Origin of the sequence: Lactobacillus iners (assembly GCF_011058775.1) — a bacterium.
Taxonomy (GTDB): domain Bacteria; phylum Bacillota; class Bacilli; order Lactobacillales; family Lactobacillaceae; genus Lactobacillus; species Lactobacillus iners.
On record NZ_CP049230.1, the window covers coordinates 990738 to 1015758 of the forward strand.

Genomic DNA, 25021 nt, shown 5'->3' on the forward strand with positions numbered 1-25021 from the left:
TTTGTTCATAGATTACACGTTTTTCATAAAAAAAACAAGCGATCTACAATTCAAAAAATTATAACAAAAAAACATACTTCAATAACTTTGTTATGAAATATGTTTTTATAATCAATATTTATTTTTCAGCATTCCGTTGAAATAATTTAACAATTTCTACAATCGCAATCATTAAAATACCTGCAGTTAACACAACGAGCCATTGTGCTATATTCAATTCTGTAACCTTAAATAAAGATGTTAAACCTGGAATTTCTACTGCAGACATAATAATTGCGGAAACTATAATCGCCAAATTAAACCATTTATTCTTTAAAGTATCTTTGCAGAAAATCGACTTTGTAATAAATTTAGAATTAAAAGCATGGAATAACTGAATTAATCCCAAAGTTAAAAATGCCATAGTTAGAGCATCACCATGTAACAACTTATAGTTATCAATATGTGGTCCAATATGTAAGCCAATTTGATAAACACCTAAAACCAATATTCCTTCTAAAATACCTTGATAAACAATTGATATTCCCACTGCCGATAAAAAGTTAGATTTTTTACCACGTGGTTTCCGTTTCATAATGTCTCTTTCAACTGGATCTACACCTAAAGCTACCGCTGGCAATGTATCTGTGACTAAATTAATCCACAATAATTGAACGGGAGCTAAAATTTCCCAACCTAACATCGTCATCATAAAGACAGTTAAAACTTCACCAACATTACAACTCATCAGATATAAAATTGCTTTTTGGATATTAGAAAAAATTTTCCGCCCTTGTCGCACTGCTTCAACAATGGTAGCAAAATTATCATCAGCAAGCACCATATCGCTAGCTCCCTTAGATACTTCTGTACCAGTAATACCCATACCAATACCAATATCAGCTTGTTTCAAACTCGGTGCATCATTTACTCCATCACCTGTCATGGCAACAATTTTACCATTTTTCTGCCAAGCTTTTACAATTCTTACTTTATGTTCAGGTGATACACGTGCATAAACTTTATAATTAGCTACACATTTAACAAAATCTGTATCTGATATCTTGTCTAGTTCTGCACCAGTAATGACACAATTAGTATCATCTTCGCCAATAATTCCCAAACGTTTAGCAATTGCAGCAGCAGTTACTTGATGATCCCCAGTAATCATTATAGTCCTAATGCCAGCAGATTTTGCTTTAGCAACTGCAGCTTTAGCTTCTGGTCGTTCTGGATCAATCATACCGACTAAACCAACAAAAATTAAGTTCTGTTCAACTGTCGCTGAATTAACTTCAGTGAACTTATCATCAACAACTTTATAAGCTAAACCTAAAACACGCAACGCATTTTTGGCCATGTCATTATTAGCAGCTAAAATTTTAGCTTTTGCTGATGCATCAAGATCAACTATTTTATCATCATGCCATAGTGAAACTGCTCGCTTTAATAACTCATCTGGAGCACCCTTCACTGCTACAAAATATTTACCATCTGCTTGTTGATGAACAGTTGACATCAATTTTCTATCCGAATCAAATGGTACTTCTTGAACACGCTTATTATTTGCTAAATAGTCAACAACATTCCATTTAGAATCCAAAGCATATTGAATAAGAGCTGTTTCAGTAGGATCACCTAGCAATGAATTATTATCGATTATTTTAGTATCATTAGCTAGGGTCATTATTTTAATGGCAAGATTATCTTTATCTTCTAATTTGTCACAATGATATGTATCATTATAAAATACTTTTTCAACAGTCATTTTATTCTGAGTCAAAGTACCTGTTTTATCAGAAGCAATAATATCTGTTGCTCCTAAAGTTTCGACAGCAGGTAATTTTCGCACAATCGCCTTATGTTTAGCCATATTTTGAGTACCTAAAGCTAAAATGATAGTAACAATTGCTGGCAACCCTTCTGGAATAGCAGCTACTGCTAAAGAAACAGCTACTAAAAACATTTCTATAGCCAGCTTGTCAAAAGGCATCGTTCCTTGTTTAGTAAAAATACCAACCACACATACAAATGCACATATTCCTAAAATCATTAAAGTTAAAGTTTTACCTAATTGATTCAAGTTGGCTTTTAATGGAGTATCAGTTTCATCAGCATTATTTAACATTGTTGCAATCTTACCTACTTCAGTATCCATCGCTGTAGCAACAACTACCCCTTCACCGCGACCATAAGTAACATTGGTGTTAGAGTATGCCATATTGATTCGATCTCCTAAAGCAACATCAGTGGCTTCAATCACTTTACTCTTCTTTTCTACTGGAACAGATTCACCAGTGAGAGCAGCTTCTTCAATCTTAAGATTTTTAGCTAAAACTAACCGCAAATCTGCTGGTACAACATCCCCAGCTTCAAGTAATACAATATCACCCTTAACCAGTTGTGTACTAGGAATCTCAACAACTTGACCATCACGACGAACATGAGCATTTGGCGTCGACATTTGCTTCAATGCTTCTATAGCTGCCTCACTTCTAGCTTCTTGAATAATTCCCAAAACCGCATTAAGTAAAACGACAAACATAATAATAGCCGCATCTGTCCATTCATTTGCAACTACTCCTGATAAAATGGCAGCTACAATCAGGACTATAATCATAAAATCTTTAAATTGGTCAATAAATCGCAAGAATAATCCACGTTTTTGCTTACCTACAAGCTCATTCAAGCCATCCGTCTTAAGTCTATCTGATACCTGTTGTAAACTTAATCCCGTATTTATAGATGTTTTAAGTTGTTTAATGACATCTTCAGATTTTTGTTGATAAATTTCTTGTTGCACAATTTTTCCTCCAATTGATAAAAAAAAGACTTATGTCAAATAAAACATAAGTCTCACTTATTAAGATAAGTCCAGAGAATTATCATTCTCGGGTGTTGAACTTACCGCAATTGCTTGCCGTTACTCCCTTACTAGATTATATTATATTAAATAAATCTTAATGTTGGCAAGTAAGACGGCTCATTTTAATTATTTTTTTTATAAAAATCATCAAAAATCGTAATCGGCAAATGTCGCTTATGTTCGCTTCTTGTCCACAAATACTCAATCCGCTCAGCATCAACTTTAGCTAACTCTTTACCTTCAAGATAATCATCTATCTTATCATAGCTGACTCCTAATGCCTGCTCATCAGGCAAAGCTGGTCGTTTCTCTTCTAAGTCGGCAGTAGGTGCTTTTTGATATAAATGCTTTGGGCAATTCAATTCTTGTAACAGAGCTTTTCCTTGACGTTTATTTAATCTAAAAATAGGTAAAATATCAGACGCTCCATCACCATATTTAGTGAAAAATCCAGAAATATTCTCAGCAGCATGATCTGTTCCGATAACGGCACCTTTATTGGCACCAGCAATAGCATATTGTACAATCATTCTTTGACGAGCTTTGATATTGCCTTTATTAAAATCACTAATTTCAATGCCAGATTCTTCTAGACTTTTAACTGTTGCATCTACCGCAGATTTAATATTAACTATCAAATCCTGATCAGCATGTTGAAATGCAACGGCATCAGCAGCATCACTTGCATCTTTTTGGACACCATAAGGTAATCTTACAGCAATAAATTGATACTCATTATCACCAGTTTCTGCTCTTAATTCACTGATAGCCATTTGAGCTAACTTACCTGTTAAAGTTGAATCTTGACCGCCTGATATACCTAAAACATAAGTTTTCAATCCTGTATTTTTGAGTAAATATTCTTTTAAGAAATTAATTGAACGTCTAATTTCTTTTTTAGCATCGATTTTTGGAGCAACTTGTTCATACGCAATAATCTTTTTTTGTAAATCTCTCATTATTAGTCTTCACATTCCCTTTTTATTATCTGAGTTCTAATTTTGCTAATCAAATGCATCTTATGATCATATAAAGCTTGCGATAAATCAACTGGATACTCTTGTGGATTCAAGCTACGTTTGTATTCGTCCCATAATCCATCCAAATTAGTCATTGCAAACTTTTTAATTTCCTGCAATGAAGGCTCTACATAAACTTGTTTACCATCAACAAAAATATCTTTCAAAATTGGATAGGCAGTATAATTTGTCACTACCTTATTAATATAAGTATATTGTGGATGAAACATATAAAGAGCGTCTAACTTACGAGGATCCTCATTCCAACATGAAATCCAATCACCTTCATTTTTCTTTTCAGAATTAGCTGATATACGCCAGACCTGTTTCTTACCTGGAGTTGAAACTTTTTCTGCATTAGAAGATATCTTCAATGTATCATACATTTTGCCATCACTATGTTCAATCGAAACTAACTTATATACACCACCTAAAGCAGGCTGATCATAAGCTGTAATTAATTTGGTACCCACACCCCAAACATCTATTTTTGCACCTTGCATTTTTAAGTTCAAAATGGTCTTTTCATCCAAATCATTAGAAGCAAAAATTTTAGCGTTAGGATATCCAGCATCATCAAGTTGTTTACGGATCTTTTTAGAAATATAGGCCATATCACCAGAATCAATCCGCACACCTAAGAAATTAATCTTATCACCCATTTCATCTGCTACTTTAATAGCAGTTGGCACGCCACTACGCAATGTATCATAAGTATCGACCAAAAAGACGCAATCTTTATGCGTTTGAGCATATGCCATAAAGGCGTCATATTCATTACCAAATGCTTGAACTAATGAATGAGCATGTGTGCCAGAAATAGGAATACCAAATAATTTTCCCGCTCTAACATTACTCGTTGCATCAAAACCACCAATATATGCAGCTCGTGTTCCCCAAATTGCAGCATCTGTTTCTTGAGCACGCCTAGAGCCAAATTCCATTATAGCTTGATCGCCAACTGCAATCTTTACTCTAGCTGCCTTCGTAGCAATCAAAGTTTGAAAGTTAATAATATTCAAAATTGCAGTTTCCACTAATTGACATTGAGCTAAAGGACCTTCTACTTGTACAATCGGCTCATTAGCAAAAACTAATTCACCCTCTTGGGCAGACCTAACTGTTAAATTAATTTTCAAATTACGCAAATATGAAATAAAATCGTCATCATAATTTTCATTTTCTTTCAAATATTGCAAATCACTCTCGGCAAAATGTATTTTTTTAATATAATCAATCATATGACTTAATCCAGCAAATAAAGCATAACCATTACCAAAAGGCTCTTTTCTAAAATATACTTCAAAAACGGCTTTGCGTTCACTAATACCCTTTTTAAAATATGTATACATCATATTAATTTCATATAAATCTGTATGTAATATTAGTGAATCATCTCGATCTAATTCTGGATTAAACATTTACTTTCCCCCATACACTAGTAGTGCAATATTTAACAATTATATTCAAATTAACGAAACAACTTAGCATAAACTTTAGCTTGAAACTTAGTTTTGATATTAACTTTTAACATTGTAATAATTTTTCGCTTAAGTGATTTTTTCCCCTCCATCCATGTACCAGTAAATACATGGATTGTTTTTGATTGACCGGAAGGATTACATAAAATTCCATCTGAATAAACATGAACACCATCTTTGATAGTTTGTTCAAGATTATTAGGCTTAGCACCATATACTTTTTTCAAAATATCAGAAACAGATACTGTATTTACGCCCTTTAATTGATCACTAGCATCAAATTCGAAATTACGATCATCATAATAATCAAGCATATCTTTAATTAAAGGATGTTTAGGTTCTGCACCAAAAACAGCTGTAAATGGATTATCTATATTTTCAAATCCAACAAAGGCACGATTATCTAATAATTCATGTAAATCATCTAATACTAAGACATCAGTGTCTAAATAAATGCCACCCATTTCATAAATTGCTTTGGCCCTAATATAGTCAGACACAAAGGCCCATTTTTTTGCCTTATATGCTTGCTCAACATATTTATTTTCATGAATATCAAAATTAGATTCGTTCCATTCAATAATTTGATAATCTTTTAAATGTTTTGACCAAGTTTTCATACATTTTTGAATATTTTTGGGTTTTGGATTTCCTCCGACCCATACATAATGAATTATTTTTGGAATCATTATTTTACCTCAACTTTAGCGTAATCTTTAATTGCCTAATTTATAATAAAACAATTACTAATTTATTTCATTAACAATTGATATCCCTGGTCAATCTCAGCTAGCTGATTATAGATTGAAAAAGTATTTGCTAAATATTTCTTTTCCTTTTTAGCAATCATTTGCAATTGTTTCTTAGATAATTTAGAAATATTGACTAATTGATCAGACAAAGCTACTTCATCTCCTATATTGACAATGAAACCATATTCATCATCAGGAATCAATTTTTTGATATCACCAACCGTTGTACTTAAAAGTGGTAATTCATTATCCCCAGCTTCTAATAATACCAATGGAAAACTTTCAGAATATGAACTTAAAACAGCTAAATCCATTTTTTGATAAAGTTTTGTTAGTTCAGTATGACTTAAAAAGCCATGAAAAATAACTTGATCTTCTAACTTTAATTCTTTAGCTAATTCTTTTAAACGCGGCAATTGACTGCCATCACCAGCAATATGCAACATTAATCGCTGGTCATCAGCAGCATGCAAAGCCTTTAATAATAAATCTTGTCCCTTAATTTTTTCGCAGCGAGCAACATTAATAATATTAAATTTATCATGCGTTAACTTAACTGGAATCTGATTTTTAAAGAAAATGCCATTGTAAATAACTATTATTTTTTTAGGATCGATTTTCACTTGATCAGTTAATAAATCAGCAAATCTTTGCGTAATAGCAAAGATGCGGTCAGCATGACGCAAGGCCCAAATATTCAACTTAGTAAAAATTTTTCCAATTAAACCATTGTTAGCAAAATCAAGTAAAGGATCAGAATGAACAGTAACTACCCATTTGGCTTTAATTTTTTTATGGATTAAATATAAAAACAAATTAGCTCTGGGGCCATGCGTATGAACAATATCAAAATTATTCTGATTAATATAATCGATTAAACGGCGAAATACTTTAATATCATAACGACTATTGGACTCTAGACTTGTCACTTTAATTTTTGCTTCTTCGGCTGCTGCTTTAACTGGACCTTCTGCTAGAGTTAATAGTTCATAATCTTTATTCCTCATTTGAGCAGCAGATAACAAATTAATAATATGGTATAATCCACCGCCATTTTCTAGACCAGCATTAATATGTAAAACTTTCATTAAATATCAGCTTTCTTTGTATCTCATCTAATCTTTTAATTTTTTCGATGTCGATATACATTTACAATAAACTTTGGCAAAGCCTGCATTCTACCAATCCTCGCTGGATTAGTTGCCAGCCTATAAAACCATTCCAGATGTATTTTTTGGAAAAATTTAGGAGCACGACGAACCTTACCACTAAATACATCAAAGCTACCGCCAACTCCCATCATAATAGCAGGAACACCTTGTTTTTTCAAAATCGCTAATAACTGTTCTTGACGCGGACAACCTAAAGCAGCAAAAACCATATCAGGTTTTGCTGCCTTAATTCGCTTAGCAACTGTTTCTAAATCTTCTTTAAAATAGCCATCTTCAACCTTAGCTATTTGCAAATCAGGATATTCTTTTCTTAATTTTGCATCAACTAAGCTAGCAATTTCCGCTTTAGCACCAATTAAATATACCCGTTTTTTCTGCTCATTAGCAATCTTCAAAAACCAAACAAACATATCATAGCCAGTAACTCGTTCTTTTACGGGTGTATGTTGAATTTTTCCTGCTAAAACAATACCTATACCATCTGCAGTAATAAAATCAGCATCATTTTTGATTAAATTCATAAAAGCAGCATCATTATTAGCCTGCATCACAATCTCAGGATTAGCAGTCACAATTAAAGTAGACTTTTGATCCTTAATACGTTGCAAAAAAACTTTTTTGAATTCTAGCAAAGTTAAATTATCAAATTCAACGCCTAAGACATTAACTTTTTTCATTTTTTACCTCTTAATTATTTTTTTGATAACAGTGACAATATCTTGATTCAATTCTAAATGTAACAATGCCAAAATCACCCCATATATCAGCATTACTAGAATAGATTTATATGCCATATTAATAAATGCGGAGTGAGTCAAACTGGGCATTAACATGCCACAAGCAAAAGTAATTATTGCTGCCAAAAAGTATTTAGGAATATCTTGAAAGACATATTTAAATTCATAATCCTTTCTAACAATCCAAATACGTAACACACACACAATAGTTTCGGTAAATAAAATCGCAATCAGTGCTCCACAAGCTCCATATGCTATGTCTAAAATTGAGGCCGCAATACACTCAATAACAGCTCCAATAATTACTGGAATTGCATACTCTTTGTCTTTGCCATTAGCTAAAGCAAATTGATTGGCAAAAACACCACCTAAAGGGATAATCACTACAGTCAATGTAAACCAAAACATTAAATCAGTCATTGCCAAATACTTATCGCCGAAAAAGAAAGGAACAAATTCTTTGGTGTTAATCATCACTACTACTGCAAAAATAAGTCCTAACATAACAGTAGCCTCTAATGATTTTCTTAACATCACTCTTTGCTTTTCTTTTATTTCAGCTGCCATTTTCGGCATCATGACAATAGTAATACTGGTAATAATGCCTAAAATAATCTTAGAAATTTTTTGAGAATTATCATAGAAAGAAACTTGTGTTGAACTTTGAAACATCCCTAATAAAGGTTTATCCAATGCTGTATAAATTTGAGTAGCTATCTGCGGAATCAATAAAATGATAATTGCTTTAATAGTCTGCTGAAATTTATAAAAATGCTTAACTGGCTTAGCAACATATTGCTTAATATTAAGCCAAAATACACACGATCCCAACAAAGTAGAAACTGACATAATCAGCATATATTTATCTAAATCTTGAGGATTTTTAACTAATAACAATATCAAAGCAATTGATAATAGCTTAACACACGTATTTCTTAAAACAACTTTACCAAATTCTGCTAATCCTTGAAAAAACCAGGATATATCCAATTGAGCGGAAATTAAGAAAGGCAACATAATAAAGAAATAATTCCAATATTTGATATGAATAAAAAGCAAGAAAATAATAAATAGTATTATCATCACTGAACTGGCCAAAGCCTGAAAATACCATAAGCCCCAAAAAGCCTCAGTCAGTTCTTCTTTATTACTATGAGCTCTAATTTTTGAAATCGTACGCATTCCAATGTATGAAATTGATAATGAACAAAAGACCATCAGAAATTGGATAACATTATTAACATTACTATAAATTCCATAACTACCTGGGCCAAGAGTTCTAGAAAGATAAGGTACTGTAATTAAAGGGATTAACACTAAAAATATTTGATAAATTGCATTATATAAAATATTAAGTAAAGTTTTTTTCACAAATATCCACCTTTTTACTTCAATGCATCAAAGCATCTCTTACAATTTTGTTGAAAGTCTATCTCATAAGTCATATTTAACCATTGATGTCTTGCAGCAGCAAAAGTATCAGTATCATTTTCTAAAATATCTAACAATTCTACAAAAGTATTAATTTTGGCACCAGGAACAATATCGGCATAAGGTCCCATCAACAACCCCCTAGTTTTCTCATACTCTTTCAAAAAATTAGTTACAAAATAGATTGGCTTATCCAAATGCAAATAGTCAAAATAAACTGAAGAGAAATCGGTAATCAAAAAATCAGTATTTCCTAGTAAATCATACATATCATAATTGAATTTAAATAAATCGATATCTTTCAAAAAATAAATATGATCATAATTCTTACATTTTTCATCTATTTTTTTCATCTCATATGGATGCAATTTTACAATTAAGTACTTATTTTTCTTTTGCAATACCTGTTCTAATTTAGACAAGTCAAAATAATCAAAGGCAAAAAAATTACCTCGACTAATTTTATCCATAATTGAATCATCTTCCAATTCATATCGAAAAGTAGGCATATAAACACCGATCTTGGCAGTAACATCCGTCACATTAAAATATTGCTTTAATACGTCAGCTTTTGTAACCTCAGGATTATATAAAGCATCAATTCTAGGAAAGCCAGTTCTAACATATTTCGAAGCTTTAACTGATATACAAGAAGTCATCAAGGTTTCATATAAAGAAGAACTTGAACTAATATAATCAGCCTTTTGCCAACTTTTAATGTTCCGACAATCACTTTTATATGATGTATTATTAGACATCAAAGCCATCTTTTTCAAAGGTATACCATGCCAAAAACAAGATAGAACTTGCTTAGATTTAATTTTAAATGGTTGATGTGTTGTAAAAATATGCTTAGCTCGACCAATTTTTAACCATGTTTTGAAAGCAAGATGAGCTGAAGGCCAAGGTTCTACTAAAACAACATCTACTTCTGGATGATATTTCCTTAAATATCTATAAAATATAAATCCATTGGAGCCAGAACGACCTGCTTCATTCAAAATAACATATAAATTATTATCAGTGCCAACAAATTTCAATAAGAACATCATCAATTTAAAATATATCCTAAATAAATATGCTTTCATGAATACCTCCAGCCAGTTATACTTATCAACTGCTATCTATTTTAACAAAACTAACTATCTTAAGTTGTTAAAAAAAGTAAAAATTTAATGTATAACCTGCTTTTTTTGCTAAAATATAACATATAAGGAGATATTTTATGAAAAAAGTAATCACATATGGTACATTTGACCTCTTACATTATGGTCATGTTCGCTTACTAAAAAGAGCGAAAGAATTGGGCGATTATTTAATCGTCGCCTTATCTACAGATGAATTTAATGAATTTAAAAAACATAAAGAAGCATATAACAGCTATAATGAAAGAAAATATATTCTTGAAGCTATCAAATATGTTGATGAAGTAATCCCAGAAAATGACTGGAACCAAAAGATTACTGATGTTCAAAAATATAACATTGATACCTTTGTAATGGGTGATGATTGGAAAGGTAAATTCGATTTTCTCAAGGAATATTGTAATGTAGTTTATTTACCTCGCACACCAGGGATTTCTACAACTAAAATTAAACATGACCTACATAATTAAAAAAATAAACTATAAGATAAAAGCTCCAAAATTTTGGGGCTTTTGTTATGGACAAAAATCAATATTAAACTTGTAATTTATCTAAACTGGTACCTTAATTCCACTATCGTCATCCATTTTCAATCTTAAAGCCTCTGTGTTTAACATCTTAACGGTTTAATCATATGACATTAATATTATAAAAAATAAAAATTATCATGCTTATTTATAATGCTAATAGAATCAATTAAATATATTCGTTAAAAGTACTAAGATAATTCAAAGAAAACATTTTTTTATACAAACTATTTATATTTAACAAGAAATTTATTGAGCAATTTACCATATTCTGTTATACCAACACCTACTAAAAAATCTTTAATTTTTATACATTTTTCGTAATACTTAATATCATTTGTACGGAGATAAAAAATTATATTTTCAAAGAAACAGAAGGCTGACTTATAAAATAATAATTCTGGTTTATTTTTTATTTTTTCTCCATTTTCCATAAAATAATCTATACTTTGGTATTTATTGTCATTAAGTGCAAAATTTAATATATTTGTTATTATGGCCAACAAAACTACTTGCATTTTAGTATTTTTTGTATTAATATACCTCTCTATAATTTTCTTAGAAATCAGTATATTGCTATCAAGTTCATAGAATTGCATAAAATCACAAAATAATGCCACATTTGTATCATCGAAATCGTATATATTAAATATTTTTTCTTTGATCTTGTTTCTTAATTTTAAGTTTGGAGCTTCACTAGAAGGTTTCATAGCTTCTATTCCATGCATCTATAATAAGCTGCTCTTCTTCTTTATCTTTTATTGACAAATTACTAGCTTCTAATAAAGGTTTTAAATGCTTAACCTCCTCAATATTATTTTCATAATAAGCTTCAACCATTGTATTATTAAAATCCTTTATCTGCTGATATTTAAGCTCATCAGTCGAATTTAGTTGACTAAAAAATTTCCATAATGGAATATTATTATAATTAAGCAATTCAATTAAACTATCTGCTGTAATTCGATTAATATTTTTTTCGACCTTTGAATAGTAAGATTGACTAACAATTAAACCACGCTTCGTAAATTCGGCCTGTTTTTTTCCTTGACTAACACGATATTTTTTTAATAATTCACCAATTGTCATAAATATAGCCTCTACTAAAATTCAAATACGACTATTTTTAAAACTCATTCTAATTTTTTGCTAAAATAAAGTCAACATTAAATTTATAAAAAGAGGTTTAAAAATTATGGACGTGTTTTTAAAAAATAAATATTATAGAAGATTTTCTATTGCTAGTTTTTTATCTACTGCTGGTGATATTCTTTTTTATTTAGCATTTTTGACCTATGCAAGTAAATTGAAAAACTATTCTTTAGCTTTATCGTTAATTGCTATCTCAGAATCAATACCAAGATTATTAGATATATTTGGTGGATATTTAGCTGATAAAACACGCAATAAATTAAAAAATATTTTTTGGATGGCTATCATTAGATTTTTCCTTTACGGCTTAGTAGGATTTTTATTTATTACTCATATTTCACAATGGAATCTAGTACTGATTATAATCGTTATTAACTTTATTTCTGATATAGTTGGTACTTATTCAGCAGGATTGTGTGCTCCAATAATTGTAGAACTAGTTGATAAAGAAAAATTTGCCGAAGCTGAAGGATTTACAAATGGTCTGGATGAGGTTTTTAGTACTACTGCCCAATTTGTAGGATCAGGATTACTGCTCTTCTTATCTTATTCAAATTTAGCTTTTATTAATGCATTTACATTTTTAGCTGCTGGACTTTTATATTTGAGTGTTGGACTTCGTCATACCAAGGAAAATACACCGCTTGCACCAACCGAAGTAAATGATCAGAATTTTTTTGCAACAATGAAATCTTCATATATACAAATAAAAAAGGCGTCTGGTTTATTATCGACCGTTTTAGTCATTGCACTACTTAATGGTGCATTATCTGCAATGGGGTCACTATTACCTATAATTATGGCTGGACATCGTTCCACTATGTTAATCTCTAATTATAGTTTTACTCTTGCGGTAATCGGAGTAGTAATAAGTGTGGGATCAATCTTGGGAAGTGCTTTTGGACCACAATTATTCAAAAAGCAATCAGTTTTTATTATGGTTATGATCGCTATTGTTTTAAGCATTGCTACTACTATTGCAGCATTTTTAACTAATATTTATGCAATCTTGCCATTTTACTTATTATTAGCTGCAATCGCAAGTACTGCTTCACTTAAAATGCAACAATGGTTAGTCACTACTATCGACCAAACAATCTTAGCTTCAAGTATGGGCTTACTCAATACAATCATCATGGCTACTGCCCCAGCAATGACTATGTTCTTGACAACTATTTCTGGTTTAACTAACGTTAAATATTCACTATTTGTACTTTTAGTAATTGAATGTATTAGTTTCATTGTATCAATCAAACTAAATGCAAAAGATAAAATGAATAATGTAGAAATTAGCTAAGCTATTCAACTATAAGATAAAAGCTCCAAAATTTTGGGGCTTTTATTATGGTCAAAATAATTATGAAATTAATCATATATTCTAAATTTTCTGTTCATATCATTTTTCAAAAGTAAATTCAAATCTATCTGCCACATAGAAAGCTCGAACGTATTCAAAAGGCATTTTATTTTGTAAAAAAGTAACTTGACGCCGAGTAACCAATGCCTCACCCTTATTGACTGATAAAAGTCGAGCATCCATCTCAGTAGCAATAGTAGCACCAATATGTTCTACTACCTTACCTATTTGATAGCCACCTTTTTCAATTAAAGTCTGATACAATCCGGCAGATAACTCTGCTTTAGAAAAATTTTTGACTAAAGTATATGGAATTGTCGCTACTTCATAGCAAATTGGAATATTATCAGCAGATCTTACACGTTCCATTCGTAAAACTTCATCCATAGAATTTAAATTTAACTTTTCTCTTTCAGTCAATGATGGTTGAGTGACACGATAGGAAATCAACCGAGTAGAAGCCGTCTGATGATTCAATTTGGTAATATCTGTGAATGACATTATGCCCATCATCTTTTCTTTTACCTTTTGACTAGCAACATATGTCCCACTGCCTAAACGACGCTCTAAAATGCCCTCATCTTCTAATGTTTTAATAGCCTGTCTCAAAGTCATACGTGAAACATTAAATTCTAAAGCTAATTTTCGCTCAGCTGGAATCCTTGCACCAACTGCATATTTTTTATTTTCGATGTCTTTCTTTAGTTGATTATGTATTTTAATATAAACAGGTTCTTGCATTATATAGTACCTCTTAAATGTAATTTTAACCTAAAGCCCATAGTAGCACCATATTATTGATTATATAGAATAAAGAGAGGTCATCCAAGGATGACCTCTCTCCATTAAGGGTTGGGTGTTCTAACGAACAATTGGGTTAGCTGGATTCGAACCAGCGCATGACGGCACCAAAAACCGTTGCCTTACCACTTGGCTATAACCCAATAACAATGGAGGAGAGTGGATTCGAACCACTGAACTCAGAGAGAACGGTTTTACAGACCGGCGCGTTTAGCCACTTCGCTACTCCTCCAAAACGTTACTTAATTATGATAATCAAAAATATACTAAATTGCAAGCATTTTTGGATATTTTAGCTAATTTTTTATATAAAAAACGATAGAAATATCTATCGTCTTAAAAATTATTTGATTTGATCTATGTGTTCCTTAATAATATCTGCAGATTTTGCCAACTGAGCATATTCTTTGTCTGGTAATTCCAATTTAATAACACGCTCAATTCCATTTTTGCCAACTATTGCTGGATATCCAATATATGTTCCAAACTCTTCTAAATAAACAGATACAGGTGCAAAAAGATGTGCATCACTAAAGATTGCTAAAACTAATTTTACAGCACAAGTAGCAATTGCATAGCTAGTATATCCTTTACCACGAGCAACAATAAATGAATTTTTATTTGATTGAGCACTCATTTGAGCTAATTTTTGATCATCGAATATCTCTAATACAGATTTGCCATTAACACTAACAGTTGACCAAGCAGAAAATTGTGATGAGCCATGTTCCCCTAAAACAAAGCCTTGTACATTTCTCGGATCTTGTCCTAATTCCTCAGCAACAATTCGTTGCATTCTAGCTGTATCTAAAAAAGTACCAGTTCCAAATATTTTGTTGTGGGGTAATCCTATTGTTTCTTGTAATAAAGTAGTAATAGCATCACACGGATTAGAAATATTAATAATGATTCCCTTAAAACCTGTCGCTTTAATTTTTTCACCTATTTCTTTGGCATTCTTGCTATTTATTCCAAACTCGCCAAAACGGTCACCATTTTCGATAACTGCAGAAATTTTACCAAATGATGTGATGATTATATCAGCATCAGCTAATTGACTCCAATCTTGCATATAGACATTAACATGATAATCATTACGAGCTAATGTATCTCTTAAATCATTATATTCTGCAACTGCTTTTCCTTCATTTGCATCAATCAAAACCATTGTATCTACGACACCATGCGTAAATAAAGTATAAGCTACTGTAGCACCTACGTGACCTAACCCGATAATTCCTACTTTTCTCATAAACAAACCTTCTTACTAAAATATAAATATAAAAATAATTATAACAAATCAGTGCAGCAGATATATATAAGAAAAACAAAAAAGAGTAGGATTAATACCTACTCTTTAACAGGTTGGGTTAGCTGGATTCGAACCAGCGCATGACGGCACCAAAAACCGTTGCCTTACCACTTGGCTATAACCCAATAATCTACGTCAATTACAACTGACATAGACTATTATATATAACTTTCAAAAAATGTCAACGATTTTTCTCACAATATTGCCTAATATGATTTTTAGTACCAGCAAAATACCACATCCCTGCTTGCTCATCACTCACTAATGATTGACCATCTATTGGTGCTTGAAGGGATTCAGTAAAAATTTTTTCATATTCAGCTACTGTCAACCTTTTCCTTCTATTAAGTATCAAGTAAGGATCTATTATTTCATTACGATAGCCAGCTTCAATATTGAAAGTGAAAAATTCTGCCATAGCACCCGAGCCGTAGGAAAATAAACCAATCAAGTCATTCAATTTCAATTCAGCATGGACTAATAAACTTAATAACCCAAGATATAGTGAACCTGTATAAATATTACCGACTTGCTTACTTAGTTCGATACTATTTTTAAATTCATTGGTTAACTTCTTTGCATCCCTCTCAGCAAGATTAGCAATAGCTAAATTATTGGCTTTTAAACCCATTTTAGTAAAAGGTAGATGGTATAATAATGCCTTAAAATTGCTAATATCGACATGATTTTGTTTTTGATAATTTTTTAAGGTATATTCAAAAAAATCCAAATAAACTTGAGTTGAATATTTACCATCAACTAAAGCCGTTGCACTTCCTGTTGGTCGCCAAAAATCATTAATATCTTTACTATATGCACTCGTTTGCGGATTAATAGATAACATAGCTGGATCTTTTTTGATTAACAAACTGATACTACCTGCACCTTGTGTCACTTCACCAGCTGTATTTAAGCCATATCTTGCAATATCACTACCTATTACTATAGCTGTTTTATCAGCATGGGTACTAATATAATCATAAGCGGTGAAAATAGCTGCAGTTAAGCCAAAACATGCCTCTTTAATTTCAAAGGTTCTCACTGATGCCTTTAATTTTAAGGCCGATTTAACAAATAAAGATGCCGATTTAGATTCATCAACACTACTTTCTGTACCTACTATTAGTAACCCTACCTTATCAATATCAATTTTCGGCAAATATTGCTTAGTTGCGTTTATAGCCATAGATACAGCATCTTGACTAATATCTGCTACCGACATCTTTTCTTGACCAATACCTTTCAGATATTTATTAGGATCAACATTACGAGCCATAGCTAAATCTACCATATCTACATATTTATTAGGCGTATAAAATCCGATCTTATCTATACCAATTTTCATCAATTATCCTGCTTTCTAATTAACTCCAAAATTTGTTTGGCATCTGTTAATGTAAACTTTTGATTAGCAATCATGTGATTTAAAACCTGCTTTTTTTGATTATGGTCTGCTTCTAATTGAGCAACTATATTTCTAGCCTGCAATTTCATATGTCCAGCATTAATTCCTCGACTAGTAATTGCATATAGTGCTGCAAAATTATTTGCTAATCCGATGCTGGCAATTATATTTGCTAATTGTTGTGCGTTAACTTTACCTAATAAAGAAAATGATTGTTGTACATCTTTTCTAGCAGATATTGAACCACCAACAACACCAATAGCTAATGGCAATGTCAAACAACCAATCAACTTATTTTCTTCTATTTGCCATTTACTTAAACTTGTATAATGTCCATCAATGCTAGCTTGCACCCCACAAGCTGCTTCTACAGCTCGATAATCATTACCACTAGCTAATAAAACAGCATCCACACCATTCATAATTCCCTTATTGTTGGTTACTGCCCGATAAGGATCAACTTGACCAATTCGGCTCAGCTTAGCTATTTTAGTTGCTAAATGCGTACCCACTAATTGTAGGGGAATTTCTACTTTTGCTTGAACAAATTGACTAGGATAATTAGATAAAATAGCACAAATCAATTCAGATACACCAGTCATTTTCTGCAATCTTTGACTGATATCTTCCAAAATAAGGTTAGTTTTATTAGCTCCCATAGCATCTGCTGGATCAACCAAAGTGCGTAAATAGAGCATATCTTCTTTAACAAAAGTCTCTATCTTGCGTAAGCCTCCACCATGTTTAATTAAGCTATCAAACTTTTGATTAACCGCTTCAATTATATTTGGCAATTTATTTTGCAACATCACTAAATTAAATTGAGAATTAATTTCGCAAATAATCTGTCCATAAATTCCCTGGCGTTGACATATGCACTTAGTTCCACCAGCCAAATTGAAAAATTTGGCACCATGATTAGCAGCAGCAACCACTGATGGTTCTTCGGTACACATGGGAACACAATAGGTTTGCTCATTAACTATCAATTCTTGAACAAGTCCTAATGGTAAGGTAATTTTAGAAACTACATTTTCACTTAATTGATCTAATCTATCTAATTCAGTAGCATCTATATCAACAAAATTGATTCCCTTCTTAAGATAATATTGACGACGTTGCATCGCACTTAATTCATAAAATTTCATTTTGTCACACATTCAATATTACATGCGATCGCTTGACCGCCACCAATACATAATGAAACTAAAGCATTATGCCCCGACACTTGATGTAAATTGTTAATTGCTGTAGCAACTAATCGCGTACCTGTTGCTCCTAATGGATGCCCTAAACTAATGGCCCCACCTGCAATATTTAATTTATTATTAGGTATTTTTAAATCTCTAGCTACTGCCACAATTTGAGCAGCGAAAGCTTCATTTATTTCAATAACATCATAATCATCTATAGTAGTATTAGTTTTGTTTAGCAATTTTCTAATAGCATAATATGGTCCATATCCCATATAGTTAGGATCACAACCAATTTCAATAAACTGACCTAATTTAGCGATAGGCTTTAATTTTAATTCTTTAACCTTGTCACCAGTAGCTAAAATCAAAAAGCTAGCTCCGTCACTCAAAGGAGAGGAATTTCCAGCAGTAACCGTACCATTTTCCATAAAAACTGGCCGCAATTTAGCTAATTTTTCTAATGATGTATCAAAACGGACGTTTTCATCATTAACTAAAGTCTCATTTTCTTTTTTAAAAGGAATAATTTCTTGAGCGAACCAATCATTTTTAATTGCTTTGATCGCTTTTTGGTGTGACTCATAAGCATATTGATCCATTGCATCCCGACTAATCTTATGAGCTTGAGCTACCATTTCAGCAGTTATGCCCATTGCTTGATGCGAAAATGCGTCATTTAAACAATCATGCATCAAGGTCCATTGCAAATGATCTTGCGAATGATCCTTGAATTGCGATTCTACAAAAAAAGGTGCTTGCGTCATATTTTCAACACCACCAACAGCTACCATATCAAAATCACCTATTTGCATTTGAGCCTGAGCTAATCGCATTGCCTTAAGACTAGAACCACAAACATCATTGATTGTAGTAGAAATTGTTTCTTGACTGAGACCACAATGTAGTGCAACCTGTCTAGCAGGATTCTGTCCTAATCCAGTAGAACATACATTGCCAATATAAACGGCCTCAATTTGTTTTTTAGGCAGTTTATTTTTACTCAGCATTTTTGATAACAATTGACTTGCCATATCAATTGGATTTTGATCACTAAAAAATCCACGAAATTTACCAAAAGGTGTCCTTTTAGCATCTATAATATAGATTTCTTTCATTCACATTACCTCTTCGTCTTTATCTGTAAGTAATTATAAACATGTATATCAAGATTTGTATTTACTAATTCTTAATAATCAGTTGTTAAATAGCATCAATATAGCTTTTAGCAATTTTTTTAATTTTTAGTAAAGATTATCCAAATATAACAATATCGACTTATATTTGTAACTTTATTGAAACATACGTAGGGTAACATATACAGTAACAATAAGTTTATTAAAAAGGATGGTTTCATGTTAAGTAAAAAACATTTTTTAAAAACATTTATGATTTCATGCTTGATTTTAATATCAATCTTTACTTTTAATTCATTCAATAAAGACAATTCAGCTCAAGCAGCAACAAAACAAATAATTAGAATCAACTACGTTCCTAATTATGGCATTGCTGTTTGGGATAATTATGATAATGGACATGTTACTGGTCAGTACTTAGCAAACAATTCAAGATGGGTTGTTATTAAAACTGCTAAAGATGCTGAAGGTAATACTTGGTATGACTTAGGTAATAACCAATGGATTATGGCTAAATATACAGTTGATGAAAGCAGTGTATCTCAAGCAGCTAATGATGCTGAAACTGAAGCAAAAAATTGGATCGCATGGCGAGAATCACGTGGTAGCTATACTGCAAGAAATGGTCAATGTATTGGTAAATATCAGCTTTTAGCAGCTTATCTTCATGGCGACTTTTCTCCAAGAAATCAAGAACTTGTAGCTAATAATTATGTTTATGGTAGATATGGTTCATGGGTTAACGCCAAACAATTTTGGATTAACCATGGCTGGTATTAAAAAAATATGCGATAAAAAACACCTCCTAATTCTAGTTAGGAAGTGTTATTTTTTTAGCTTAATTATTAAATTTTACTTTTTACTGTAGTATTGTTTAAGTCCATGTAATCCTTTCAAAAGTAACAGTGATAATACAAAAAATATTATCGAAAATTTTATATTAGTATCATAAGATACAAAAACATAAATCATCGCAATAATGGCAAATAAAATTTCACCATAAGAACTAGTACACCATATTTTCTTACATACTGAATTATCTGGAAATTGCTTAATCAAAATATTCAGTATTTCTGTTAATAGTACAATGATTGCTGCTAAACATAATAAAATGATTACAATACCATTTCCATTCATTTTAATACCTCTATTTTATAAATAATTATCAAATTCTAACCGATAGTAATAATATAAGCTATGCTATCACAATTATATTATATAATATTAATGTTTTTTAAAAAAAGATGAGTTTGAATATTTTATTTATTATTTAAAACAAAAAATCCGTCAAGCAACTAAGCTCAACGGATTTTTTGCAATATCTATCGTTTCAATGCTATGAAATTTAACTTTCATAATATATGATAACGTTTTCAACTAACATTGTCAACACTTTTTTTGAAAGCATTTTCAATCTTTATTCTACAGTTTGCGTAGACATCTTCTTGTCTTTATATACATACATTGCAAGACCTATCACTAGTCCAACTAATGCTGGAACTACCCATGATAATCCAAATTCTGCTAATGGCAACATTTCTCGATATTTAGCTACAGCAAGACCAAATGCACTATGGCTAACTACTGCTGGAAAGGCTACCACCATATCACCTAAAGCAGGAACAACAGTAAATAAAACTACAAAGAAATATACATAACTATTACGTTTAAATAAAGGTGAACAAACTGATAATAAAATCAAAACCATCGATAATGGGTATAAGAACATCAACATTGGTGTTGACCATGCTATAATTTGCTCTAATCCAAAATTAGCAACCACAAAAGATGCAAAAGTAGTTAATGCTAACCAAGTATGATAACTAACTGCTGGGAAATGCTTGTGAAAATCTTGAGCAAAAGCAGCTACTAACCCAACTGCTGTTGTTAAACATGTTACAGTAATTAATACTGCCAAAACTGCTTGTCCAAAAGCACCACCATAGTAATTAACAATTTGTGTAAAAGCTACACCACCATCACCTGATAGTTTAAAATGACCTAATGACATGGCACCAGCTACAATCAATAGTAAGTAAATAAATGCAACAGCAGCCATACCTACAAAACCTGATTTAGCAACTACTTTTGAAACATCACTTTCTTTTCTTTGACCCATTTGACGAACAGCTGTCACTACAGTAACACCAAAAGCTAAACCAGCTAATGCATCCATAGTGTTATAGCCTTGCAAAAAACCATTGATCAATGATGCATTAACATAATCTTTAGTTACAGCTGCTGTCATTGGATTGCCTAAAGGACATAAAAAGGCAACTAAAAACATAATAAATAGTAATGACAAAAATAAGGGATTTAAAACTTTACCTACATTATCTAAGATATGGTTTTCATGATATGAGAAACCAAAAGCCAATAAAAAGAAGACGACTGAAAAGATAAATAATGCTAATGTATGATTATTTGAGCCTACAAAAGGTTCTACACCTACTGTAAAAGATACAGTAGCTGTACGGGGAGTACCAAACAATGGACCGATCGTAGCATGAATCAAAACCATAAATACCAAAGCAAAACCTACTCCTAAAGGCTTACCTACATCAAAAACACCTTCAGATTTTGTCACTGAAATAGCCAAAACTGATAATAAAGGCAATAAAACACCAGTAATCAAAAAACCAATCGTAGCCACAATCCATTTTCCACCAGCTAATTGACCCAAATGTAATGGGAAAATTAAGTTGCCAGCTCCAAAAAATAATCCAAATAGTAGCGAGCTAACAACCAGATATTCCTTTAATGATAACTTTCTAGAATTATAAGGTTTCATATTATTCCTCCAAAAAAATAAAAATATCAAACCAATGAAAAACGCCCCTCAATCGATCAATCAATATCGATTAAGGGGCGCAAATTAAAGCACGGTACCACCCTAGATTTGTCTACACACATCTATGTAAAACCTTTTATCACGTACAGCAAATAATATTGCGATACGCTTCCACTATAATGGGTGTACCCAGCATGTCTTCAGTCAACATGTGCTCAAAAGTGATTTTCAACAATATTTGCACTATCTCCTCACACCAAATCGAGACTCGCTTAAGCACAAATATAATCTACTCTTCTTTATCATTGCATTTGATTTATTAATTTATGATTTTAATTCTAATTTCAGCCTAATTATTTGTCAAGCACTTTTTATATATTTTTTATCAATTTATGCAAAAAAATGTTTAATAATTTTTTTATATGCATCTATTGTTGCATAAAAACTTGGTATCGTTGTATATTCGTTAATTTTATGAGCTACTTGCCATGTATCTGGTCCATAAATAAATACTGGTAAATTGTGATGTTTTTTGATGAAAACACTAGCATCAGTTGCTCCATTAAAAACATCTTTATTAACCTTTCGATGTTGTGGATAAAATTGCTGGTAAGATTGTTGTGATATTTCGATTGCATCCTTAATAAAATTACTTTGAGGATCAGTTTCTATTGGCAAATATGAATAAATTAATTCAAATTGTAATTTAGCATCCAAATCGATATTAACTTTGTCCACTAATTGTTTTAGTTTTTTAATAACATTATCATTACCAAATGCAGTAGTTGGTCTAACATTACCTAATAATTCAGCATGATCTGGAATTGTATTAACCTGATCTCCCCCATGCATCACAGTAATACTATGTTTAACTGAACCTAAATATTCATCAAAAGGTGCATCATCGAATAAATTCTTTTCTCTGCGATAAAATTCTACTAAAGCATCAAACGCATTCTTACCTTTTTCGGGCATTGACGAATGGACAGACAATCCAACACTGCTGATACGATAACTTAAGCTACCAGAATGTGCAAAAATAATATCTCCATCTGTAGATTCACCAACAATTAACGCAGCTAAATCATCAGCTATCCCTTGTTCTTCAAATCTATTAGCACCAGGAGTTCCATTTTCTTCACCAGCAGTAACAATCCAGCGAATACGACCTTGTGGCAATTCCCCTGAATTAGATAATTCAATTAATGCAATCGCTTGTGCAGCTAACCCACTTTTCATATCACTAGCACCACGACCATATAATTTATTACCGATAATAGTAGGCTCTAGCGGGTTAGTATTCCATTTAGTAAGATCACCCAATGACACTGTATCCATATGACCTGTTAGTCCTAAAATTTTTTCACCTTGTCCTACTTCTACTAGTAAATTGGCACGTTTATTACCAAAAGCATCGATTTTGGCTGTTAACCCATGTTGTGATAACAATTTTGATAAATATTCTGCCACCTCAATTTCATTGCCATTAGCAGAGTTAATCTTAATTAAATCACATAAAACTTGTAATTTGCCTTTTTCATCCATAACTGTCACTCCTCCAATAAAAAACGGAATACTTTCACGTAATCCGTTATCTTGTGCTTTTAACATTAGATTAGCTGATTATGATTTAACAGTTTTCTAGCTAATAACAATTATAACTTAATATCCCATGCAGGAATTTGTGTATTACCATAATATTTTTTGTAAAGCTGCTTAACTTTATTAGTTTGGTAAACTTTAATAATTTTCTTAAATAGTGGATTGTTCTTGTTCTTTCTAGTTGAGCAAATAATATTTATCCATTGTTTAGAATCTTTATTAACAGGTTCTGTATATATTGCTGAATTTGTCTTTAAACCTGAAGCAATTGCATAATTATTATTAACAAAAGCTGCATCCACATCACTTAATGTTCTAGCAGTTTGCTCTGCACCTATTTCTTTTAACTTAAATTGCTTTTTATTAGTTGCAATATCTTTGATAGTTGCTAATTTTGAACAATTCTTTTTAAAAGTGATCAAACCAGCATTTTTCAATACAAATAATGCACGTGATTCATTAGTAGCATCATTAGGTAAAGAAATTGTTGCACCCTTAGGTAACTTCTTTATACTCTTATATTTATTTGAATATAATCTAATTGGAGCTATAAAAGTTTTACCTATAGAAACAATTGTTCCCTTATTTGCCTTATTCCAAGCATCAAGGAATGCCTGGTGTTGGAAGGCATTTAAATCAATATCTCCATTTTGTAGAGCTTTATTTGGTTGAGTATAGTCAGTAAAGTTTTTGATTTTAACATTAATACCATACTTATCTTTAATATCTTTTCTAATAATTTTCCAAATGGCTTCATCTTGTTTGGATTGACTTACTACACCGATTGTGACATTCTTTTCACTTGAGTTTCCTTTACGATTTAGTGTAAAGAACCCCACAATTATCAACAATACAGCTACAACAGTTACAATTATATTTCTTTGGTTTTTCATAAGGATTACCTTCCTCTTCTAATTTTTTCAACTTAATTATTTTTATAAACAAAAAAGTCGTCCTTTATCGAAAGATAAAGGACGACTTATCGCGATACCACCTTTTGGTTCATCAAATCTTCACAGATTTGATCTCTACAAGTTTCTCCAAAAATATTATTTTCGGAAATACCTTGCACTAATAACGTGTGCAAACCCGTTGACAGCTAACTATCGCTATCACCATTCCAAGCACATATTCGGTCAGCTTCAAATACTTCCTTTCACCAC

The 25021-nt window shown here is 31.6% G+C and carries 22 protein-coding genes, 3 tRNA genes and 2 other annotated features (1 of these 27 running past the window's edge); of the genes, 3 read left to right on the top strand and 22 right to left on the bottom strand.

All coding sequences use genetic code 11. The features are described from left to right. Positions 1-118: 118 nt before the first annotated feature. The 8 genes from G6Z82_RS04855 to G6Z82_RS04890 form a co-directional block, all read right to left on the bottom strand. Positions 119-2782 carry a cation-translocating P-type ATPase gene (locus tag G6Z82_RS04855; RefSeq protein WP_164785867.1) on the bottom strand — a complete coding sequence of 888 codons (2664 nt, stop codon included), beginning with the start codon at positions 2780-2782 and terminating at the stop codon, positions 119-121. A 185-nt stretch (positions 2783-2967) separates the two neighbouring features. After that, on the bottom strand, positions 2968-3804 hold the full coding sequence (gene nadE, locus G6Z82_RS04860) for an ammonia-dependent NAD(+) synthetase (protein ID WP_006729618.1): 837 nt from the start codon (positions 3802-3804) through the stop codon (positions 2968-2970). Positions 3805-3806: 2 nt separating this feature from the next. Next, positions 3807-5285, bottom strand: coding sequence for a nicotinate phosphoribosyltransferase (locus G6Z82_RS04865; protein ID WP_006731299.1), 1479 nt, complete (start codon positions 5283-5285; stop codon positions 3807-3809). A 50-nt stretch (positions 5286-5335) separates the two neighbouring features. After that, entirely contained in the window at positions 5336-6034 is a 699-nt protein-coding gene (locus G6Z82_RS04870) for a glycosyltransferase family 32 protein (protein WP_164785868.1), read from the bottom strand. 62 nt (positions 6035-6096) lie between these two features. Then, on the bottom strand, positions 6097-7185 hold the full coding sequence (locus G6Z82_RS04875) for a glycosyltransferase (protein WP_164785869.1): 1089 nt from the start codon (positions 7183-7185) through the stop codon (positions 6097-6099). A 35-nt stretch (positions 7186-7220) separates the two neighbouring features. Continuing rightward, the gene (locus tag G6Z82_RS04880; protein WP_006729614.1) at positions 7221-7946 is read right to left on the bottom strand and encodes a WecB/TagA/CpsF family glycosyltransferase; all 726 of its coding nucleotides are present in this window, start codon (positions 7944-7946) and stop codon (positions 7221-7223) included. 3 nt (positions 7947-7949) lie between these two features. Then, positions 7950-9377, bottom strand: a complete 1428-nt coding sequence (locus tag G6Z82_RS04885; RefSeq protein ID WP_160808074.1) for a lipopolysaccharide biosynthesis protein — start codon at positions 9375-9377, stop codon at positions 7950-7952. A gap of 14 nt (positions 9378-9391) precedes the next feature. After that, complete coding sequence (locus G6Z82_RS04890; protein ID WP_164785870.1) at positions 9392-10525, bottom strand: CDP-glycerol glycerophosphotransferase family protein; 1134 nt, start codon at positions 10523-10525, stop codon at positions 9392-9394. Between the two features lie 137 nt (positions 10526-10662). Here G6Z82_RS04890 and tagD point away from each other — a divergent pair, with 137 nt between their 5' ends. Continuing rightward, on the top strand, positions 10663-11052 hold the full coding sequence (gene tagD, locus G6Z82_RS04895; RefSeq protein WP_006730627.1) for a glycerol-3-phosphate cytidylyltransferase: 390 nt from the start codon (positions 10663-10665) through the stop codon (positions 11050-11052). A gap of 284 nt (positions 11053-11336) precedes the next feature. Here the strand turns inward: tagD and G6Z82_RS06620 are convergent, their stop codons facing one another. Together G6Z82_RS06620 and G6Z82_RS06625 are read right to left on the bottom strand one after the other, a co-directional pair. Beyond that, entirely contained in the window at positions 11337-11837 is a 501-nt protein-coding gene (locus tag G6Z82_RS06620) for an Rgg family transcriptional regulator (RefSeq protein ID WP_241243733.1), read from the bottom strand. Beyond that, positions 11806-12198 (bottom strand): helix-turn-helix domain-containing protein, encoded by a 393-nt coding sequence (locus G6Z82_RS06625; protein WP_241243734.1) that lies wholly within the window; start codon positions 12196-12198, stop codon positions 11806-11808. Before G6Z82_RS06625 ends, G6Z82_RS06620 begins: the two co-directional genes overlap by 32 nt. Before the next feature lie 106 nt (positions 12199-12304). Between G6Z82_RS06625 and G6Z82_RS04905 the strand changes: the two genes are divergently transcribed. After that, a complete protein-coding gene (locus G6Z82_RS04905) occupies positions 12305-13558 on the top strand; it encodes an MFS transporter (protein WP_164785871.1) in 1254 nt (417 codons plus the stop codon). Between the two features lie 99 nt (positions 13559-13657). Here G6Z82_RS04905 and G6Z82_RS04910 read toward each other — a convergent pair whose 3' ends face one another. From G6Z82_RS04910 to G6Z82_RS04945, 8 genes are all read right to left on the bottom strand, one after another. Then, a complete protein-coding gene (locus tag G6Z82_RS04910) occupies positions 13658-14359 on the bottom strand; it encodes a GntR family transcriptional regulator (protein WP_164785872.1) in 702 nt (233 codons plus the stop codon). Between the two features lie 131 nt (positions 14360-14490). Continuing rightward, a tRNA-Gln gene (locus tag G6Z82_RS04915) sits at positions 14491-14562 on the bottom strand. Positions 14563-14569: 7 nt separating this feature from the next. After that, positions 14570-14651 (bottom strand) — tRNA-Tyr (locus tag G6Z82_RS04920). Positions 14652-14762: 111 nt separating this feature from the next. Then, the gene (locus G6Z82_RS04925; RefSeq protein ID WP_006733930.1) at positions 14763-15671 is read right to left on the bottom strand and encodes an L-lactate dehydrogenase; all 909 of its coding nucleotides are present in this window, start codon (positions 15669-15671) and stop codon (positions 14763-14765) included. Between the two features lie 113 nt (positions 15672-15784). Continuing rightward, positions 15785-15856 (bottom strand) — tRNA-Gln (locus tag G6Z82_RS04930). A 56-nt stretch (positions 15857-15912) separates the two neighbouring features. Further along, positions 15913-17076 (bottom strand): hydroxymethylglutaryl-CoA synthase, encoded by a 1164-nt coding sequence (locus tag G6Z82_RS04935; protein WP_164785873.1) that lies wholly within the window; start codon positions 17074-17076, stop codon positions 15913-15915. After that, complete coding sequence (locus G6Z82_RS04940; RefSeq protein ID WP_006736275.1) at positions 17076-18284, bottom strand: hydroxymethylglutaryl-CoA reductase; 1209 nt, start codon at positions 18282-18284, stop codon at positions 17076-17078. Before G6Z82_RS04940 ends, G6Z82_RS04935 begins: the two co-directional genes overlap by 1 nt. Continuing rightward, positions 18281-19447: a thiolase family protein gene (locus G6Z82_RS04945; protein ID WP_006737047.1), complete on the bottom strand. Its 1167-nt coding sequence runs from the start codon at positions 19445-19447 to the stop codon at positions 18281-18283. The genes G6Z82_RS04940 and G6Z82_RS04945 overlap by 4 nt, the downstream gene beginning before the upstream one ends. 237 nt (positions 19448-19684) lie before the next feature. Here G6Z82_RS04945 and G6Z82_RS04950 point away from each other — a divergent pair, with 237 nt between their 5' ends. Further along, complete coding sequence (locus G6Z82_RS04950; protein WP_006735318.1) at positions 19685-20245, top strand: aggregation-promoting factor C-terminal-like domain-containing protein; 561 nt, start codon at positions 19685-19687, stop codon at positions 20243-20245. 72 nt (positions 20246-20317) lie between these two features. Here G6Z82_RS04950 and G6Z82_RS04955 read toward each other — a convergent pair whose 3' ends face one another. From G6Z82_RS04955 to G6Z82_RS04970, 4 genes are all read right to left on the bottom strand, one after another. Then, on the bottom strand, positions 20318-20602 hold the full coding sequence (locus G6Z82_RS04955) for a hypothetical protein (protein WP_006730614.1): 285 nt from the start codon (positions 20600-20602) through the stop codon (positions 20318-20320). A 280-nt stretch (positions 20603-20882) separates the two neighbouring features. After that, positions 20883-22256, bottom strand: coding sequence for a branched-chain amino acid transport system II carrier protein (gene brnQ / locus G6Z82_RS04960; protein WP_164785874.1), 1374 nt, complete (start codon positions 22254-22256; stop codon positions 20883-20885). Between the two features lie 70 nt (positions 22257-22326). Continuing rightward, positions 22327-22571: a binding site (T-box leader), on the bottom strand. Between the two features lie 75 nt (positions 22572-22646). Further along, on the bottom strand, positions 22647-23801 hold the full coding sequence (locus G6Z82_RS04965; RefSeq protein ID WP_164786008.1) for an ArgE/DapE family deacylase: 1155 nt from the start codon (positions 23799-23801) through the stop codon (positions 22647-22649). 110 nt (positions 23802-23911) lie between these two features. Further along, a complete protein-coding gene (locus tag G6Z82_RS04970) occupies positions 23912-24751 on the bottom strand; it encodes a MetQ/NlpA family ABC transporter substrate-binding protein (RefSeq protein ID WP_006729599.1) in 840 nt (279 codons plus the stop codon). A gap of 74 nt (positions 24752-24825) precedes the next feature. Beyond that, positions 24826-25021: a binding site (T-box leader), on the bottom strand; it runs 55 nt beyond the window's last position.

Bases quoted from the DNA above. Each gene is read 5' to 3' on its own strand.
- nadE (WP_006729618.1), bottom strand. From the start codon at position 3,804: ATGAGAGATTTACAAAAAAAGATTATTGCGTATGAACAAGTTGCTCCA.
- G6Z82_RS04865 (WP_006731299.1), bottom strand. From the start codon at position 5,285: ATGTTTAATCCAGAATTAGATCGAGATGATTCACTAATATTACATACA.
- G6Z82_RS04870 (WP_164785868.1), bottom strand. From the start codon at position 6,034: ATGATTCCAAAAATAATTCATTATGTATGGGTCGGAGGAAATCCAAAA.
- G6Z82_RS04875 (WP_164785869.1), bottom strand. From the start codon at position 7,185: ATGAAAGTTTTACATATTAATGCTGGTCTAGAAAATGGCGGTGGATTA.
- G6Z82_RS04880 (WP_006729614.1), bottom strand. From the start codon at position 7,946: ATGAAAAAAGTTAATGTCTTAGGCGTTGAATTTGATAATTTAACTTTG.
- G6Z82_RS04890 (WP_164785870.1), bottom strand. From the start codon at position 10,525: ATGAAAGCATATTTATTTAGGATATATTTTAAATTGATGATGTTCTTA.
- tagD (WP_006730627.1), top strand. From the start codon at position 10,663: ATGAAAAAAGTAATCACATATGGTACATTTGACCTCTTACATTATGGT.
- G6Z82_RS06620 (WP_241243733.1), bottom strand. From the start codon at position 11,837: ATGCATGGAATAGAAGCTATGAAACCTTCTAGTGAAGCTCCAAACTTA.
- G6Z82_RS06625 (WP_241243734.1), bottom strand. From the start codon at position 12,198: ATGACAATTGGTGAATTATTAAAAAAATATCGTGTTAGTCAAGGAAAA.
- G6Z82_RS04905 (WP_164785871.1), top strand. From the start codon at position 12,305: ATGGACGTGTTTTTAAAAAATAAATATTATAGAAGATTTTCTATTGCT.
- G6Z82_RS04910 (WP_164785872.1), bottom strand. From the start codon at position 14,359: ATGCAAGAACCTGTTTATATTAAAATACATAATCAACTAAAGAAAGAC.
- G6Z82_RS04925 (WP_006733930.1), bottom strand. From the start codon at position 15,671: ATGAGAAAAGTAGGAATTATCGGGTTAGGTCACGTAGGTGCTACAGTA.
- G6Z82_RS04935 (WP_164785873.1), bottom strand. From the start codon at position 17,076: ATGAAAATTGGTATAGATAAGATCGGATTTTATACGCCTAATAAATAT.
- G6Z82_RS04940 (WP_006736275.1), bottom strand. From the start codon at position 18,284: ATGAAATTTTATGAATTAAGTGCGATGCAACGTCGTCAATATTATCTT.
- G6Z82_RS04945 (WP_006737047.1), bottom strand. From the start codon at position 19,447: ATGAAAGAAATCTATATTATAGATGCTAAAAGGACACCTTTTGGTAAA.
- G6Z82_RS04950 (WP_006735318.1), top strand. From the start codon at position 19,685: ATGTTAAGTAAAAAACATTTTTTAAAAACATTTATGATTTCATGCTTG.
- G6Z82_RS04955 (WP_006730614.1), bottom strand. From the start codon at position 20,602: ATGAATGGAAATGGTATTGTAATCATTTTATTATGTTTAGCAGCAATC.
- brnQ (WP_164785874.1), bottom strand. From the start codon at position 22,256: ATGAAACCTTATAATTCTAGAAAGTTATCATTAAAGGAATATCTGGTT.
- G6Z82_RS04965 (WP_164786008.1), bottom strand. From the start codon at position 23,801: ATGGATGAAAAAGGCAAATTACAAGTTTTATGTGATTTAATTAAGATT.
- G6Z82_RS04970 (WP_006729599.1), bottom strand. From the start codon at position 24,751: ATGAAAAACCAAAGAAATATAATTGTAACTGTTGTAGCTGTATTGTTG.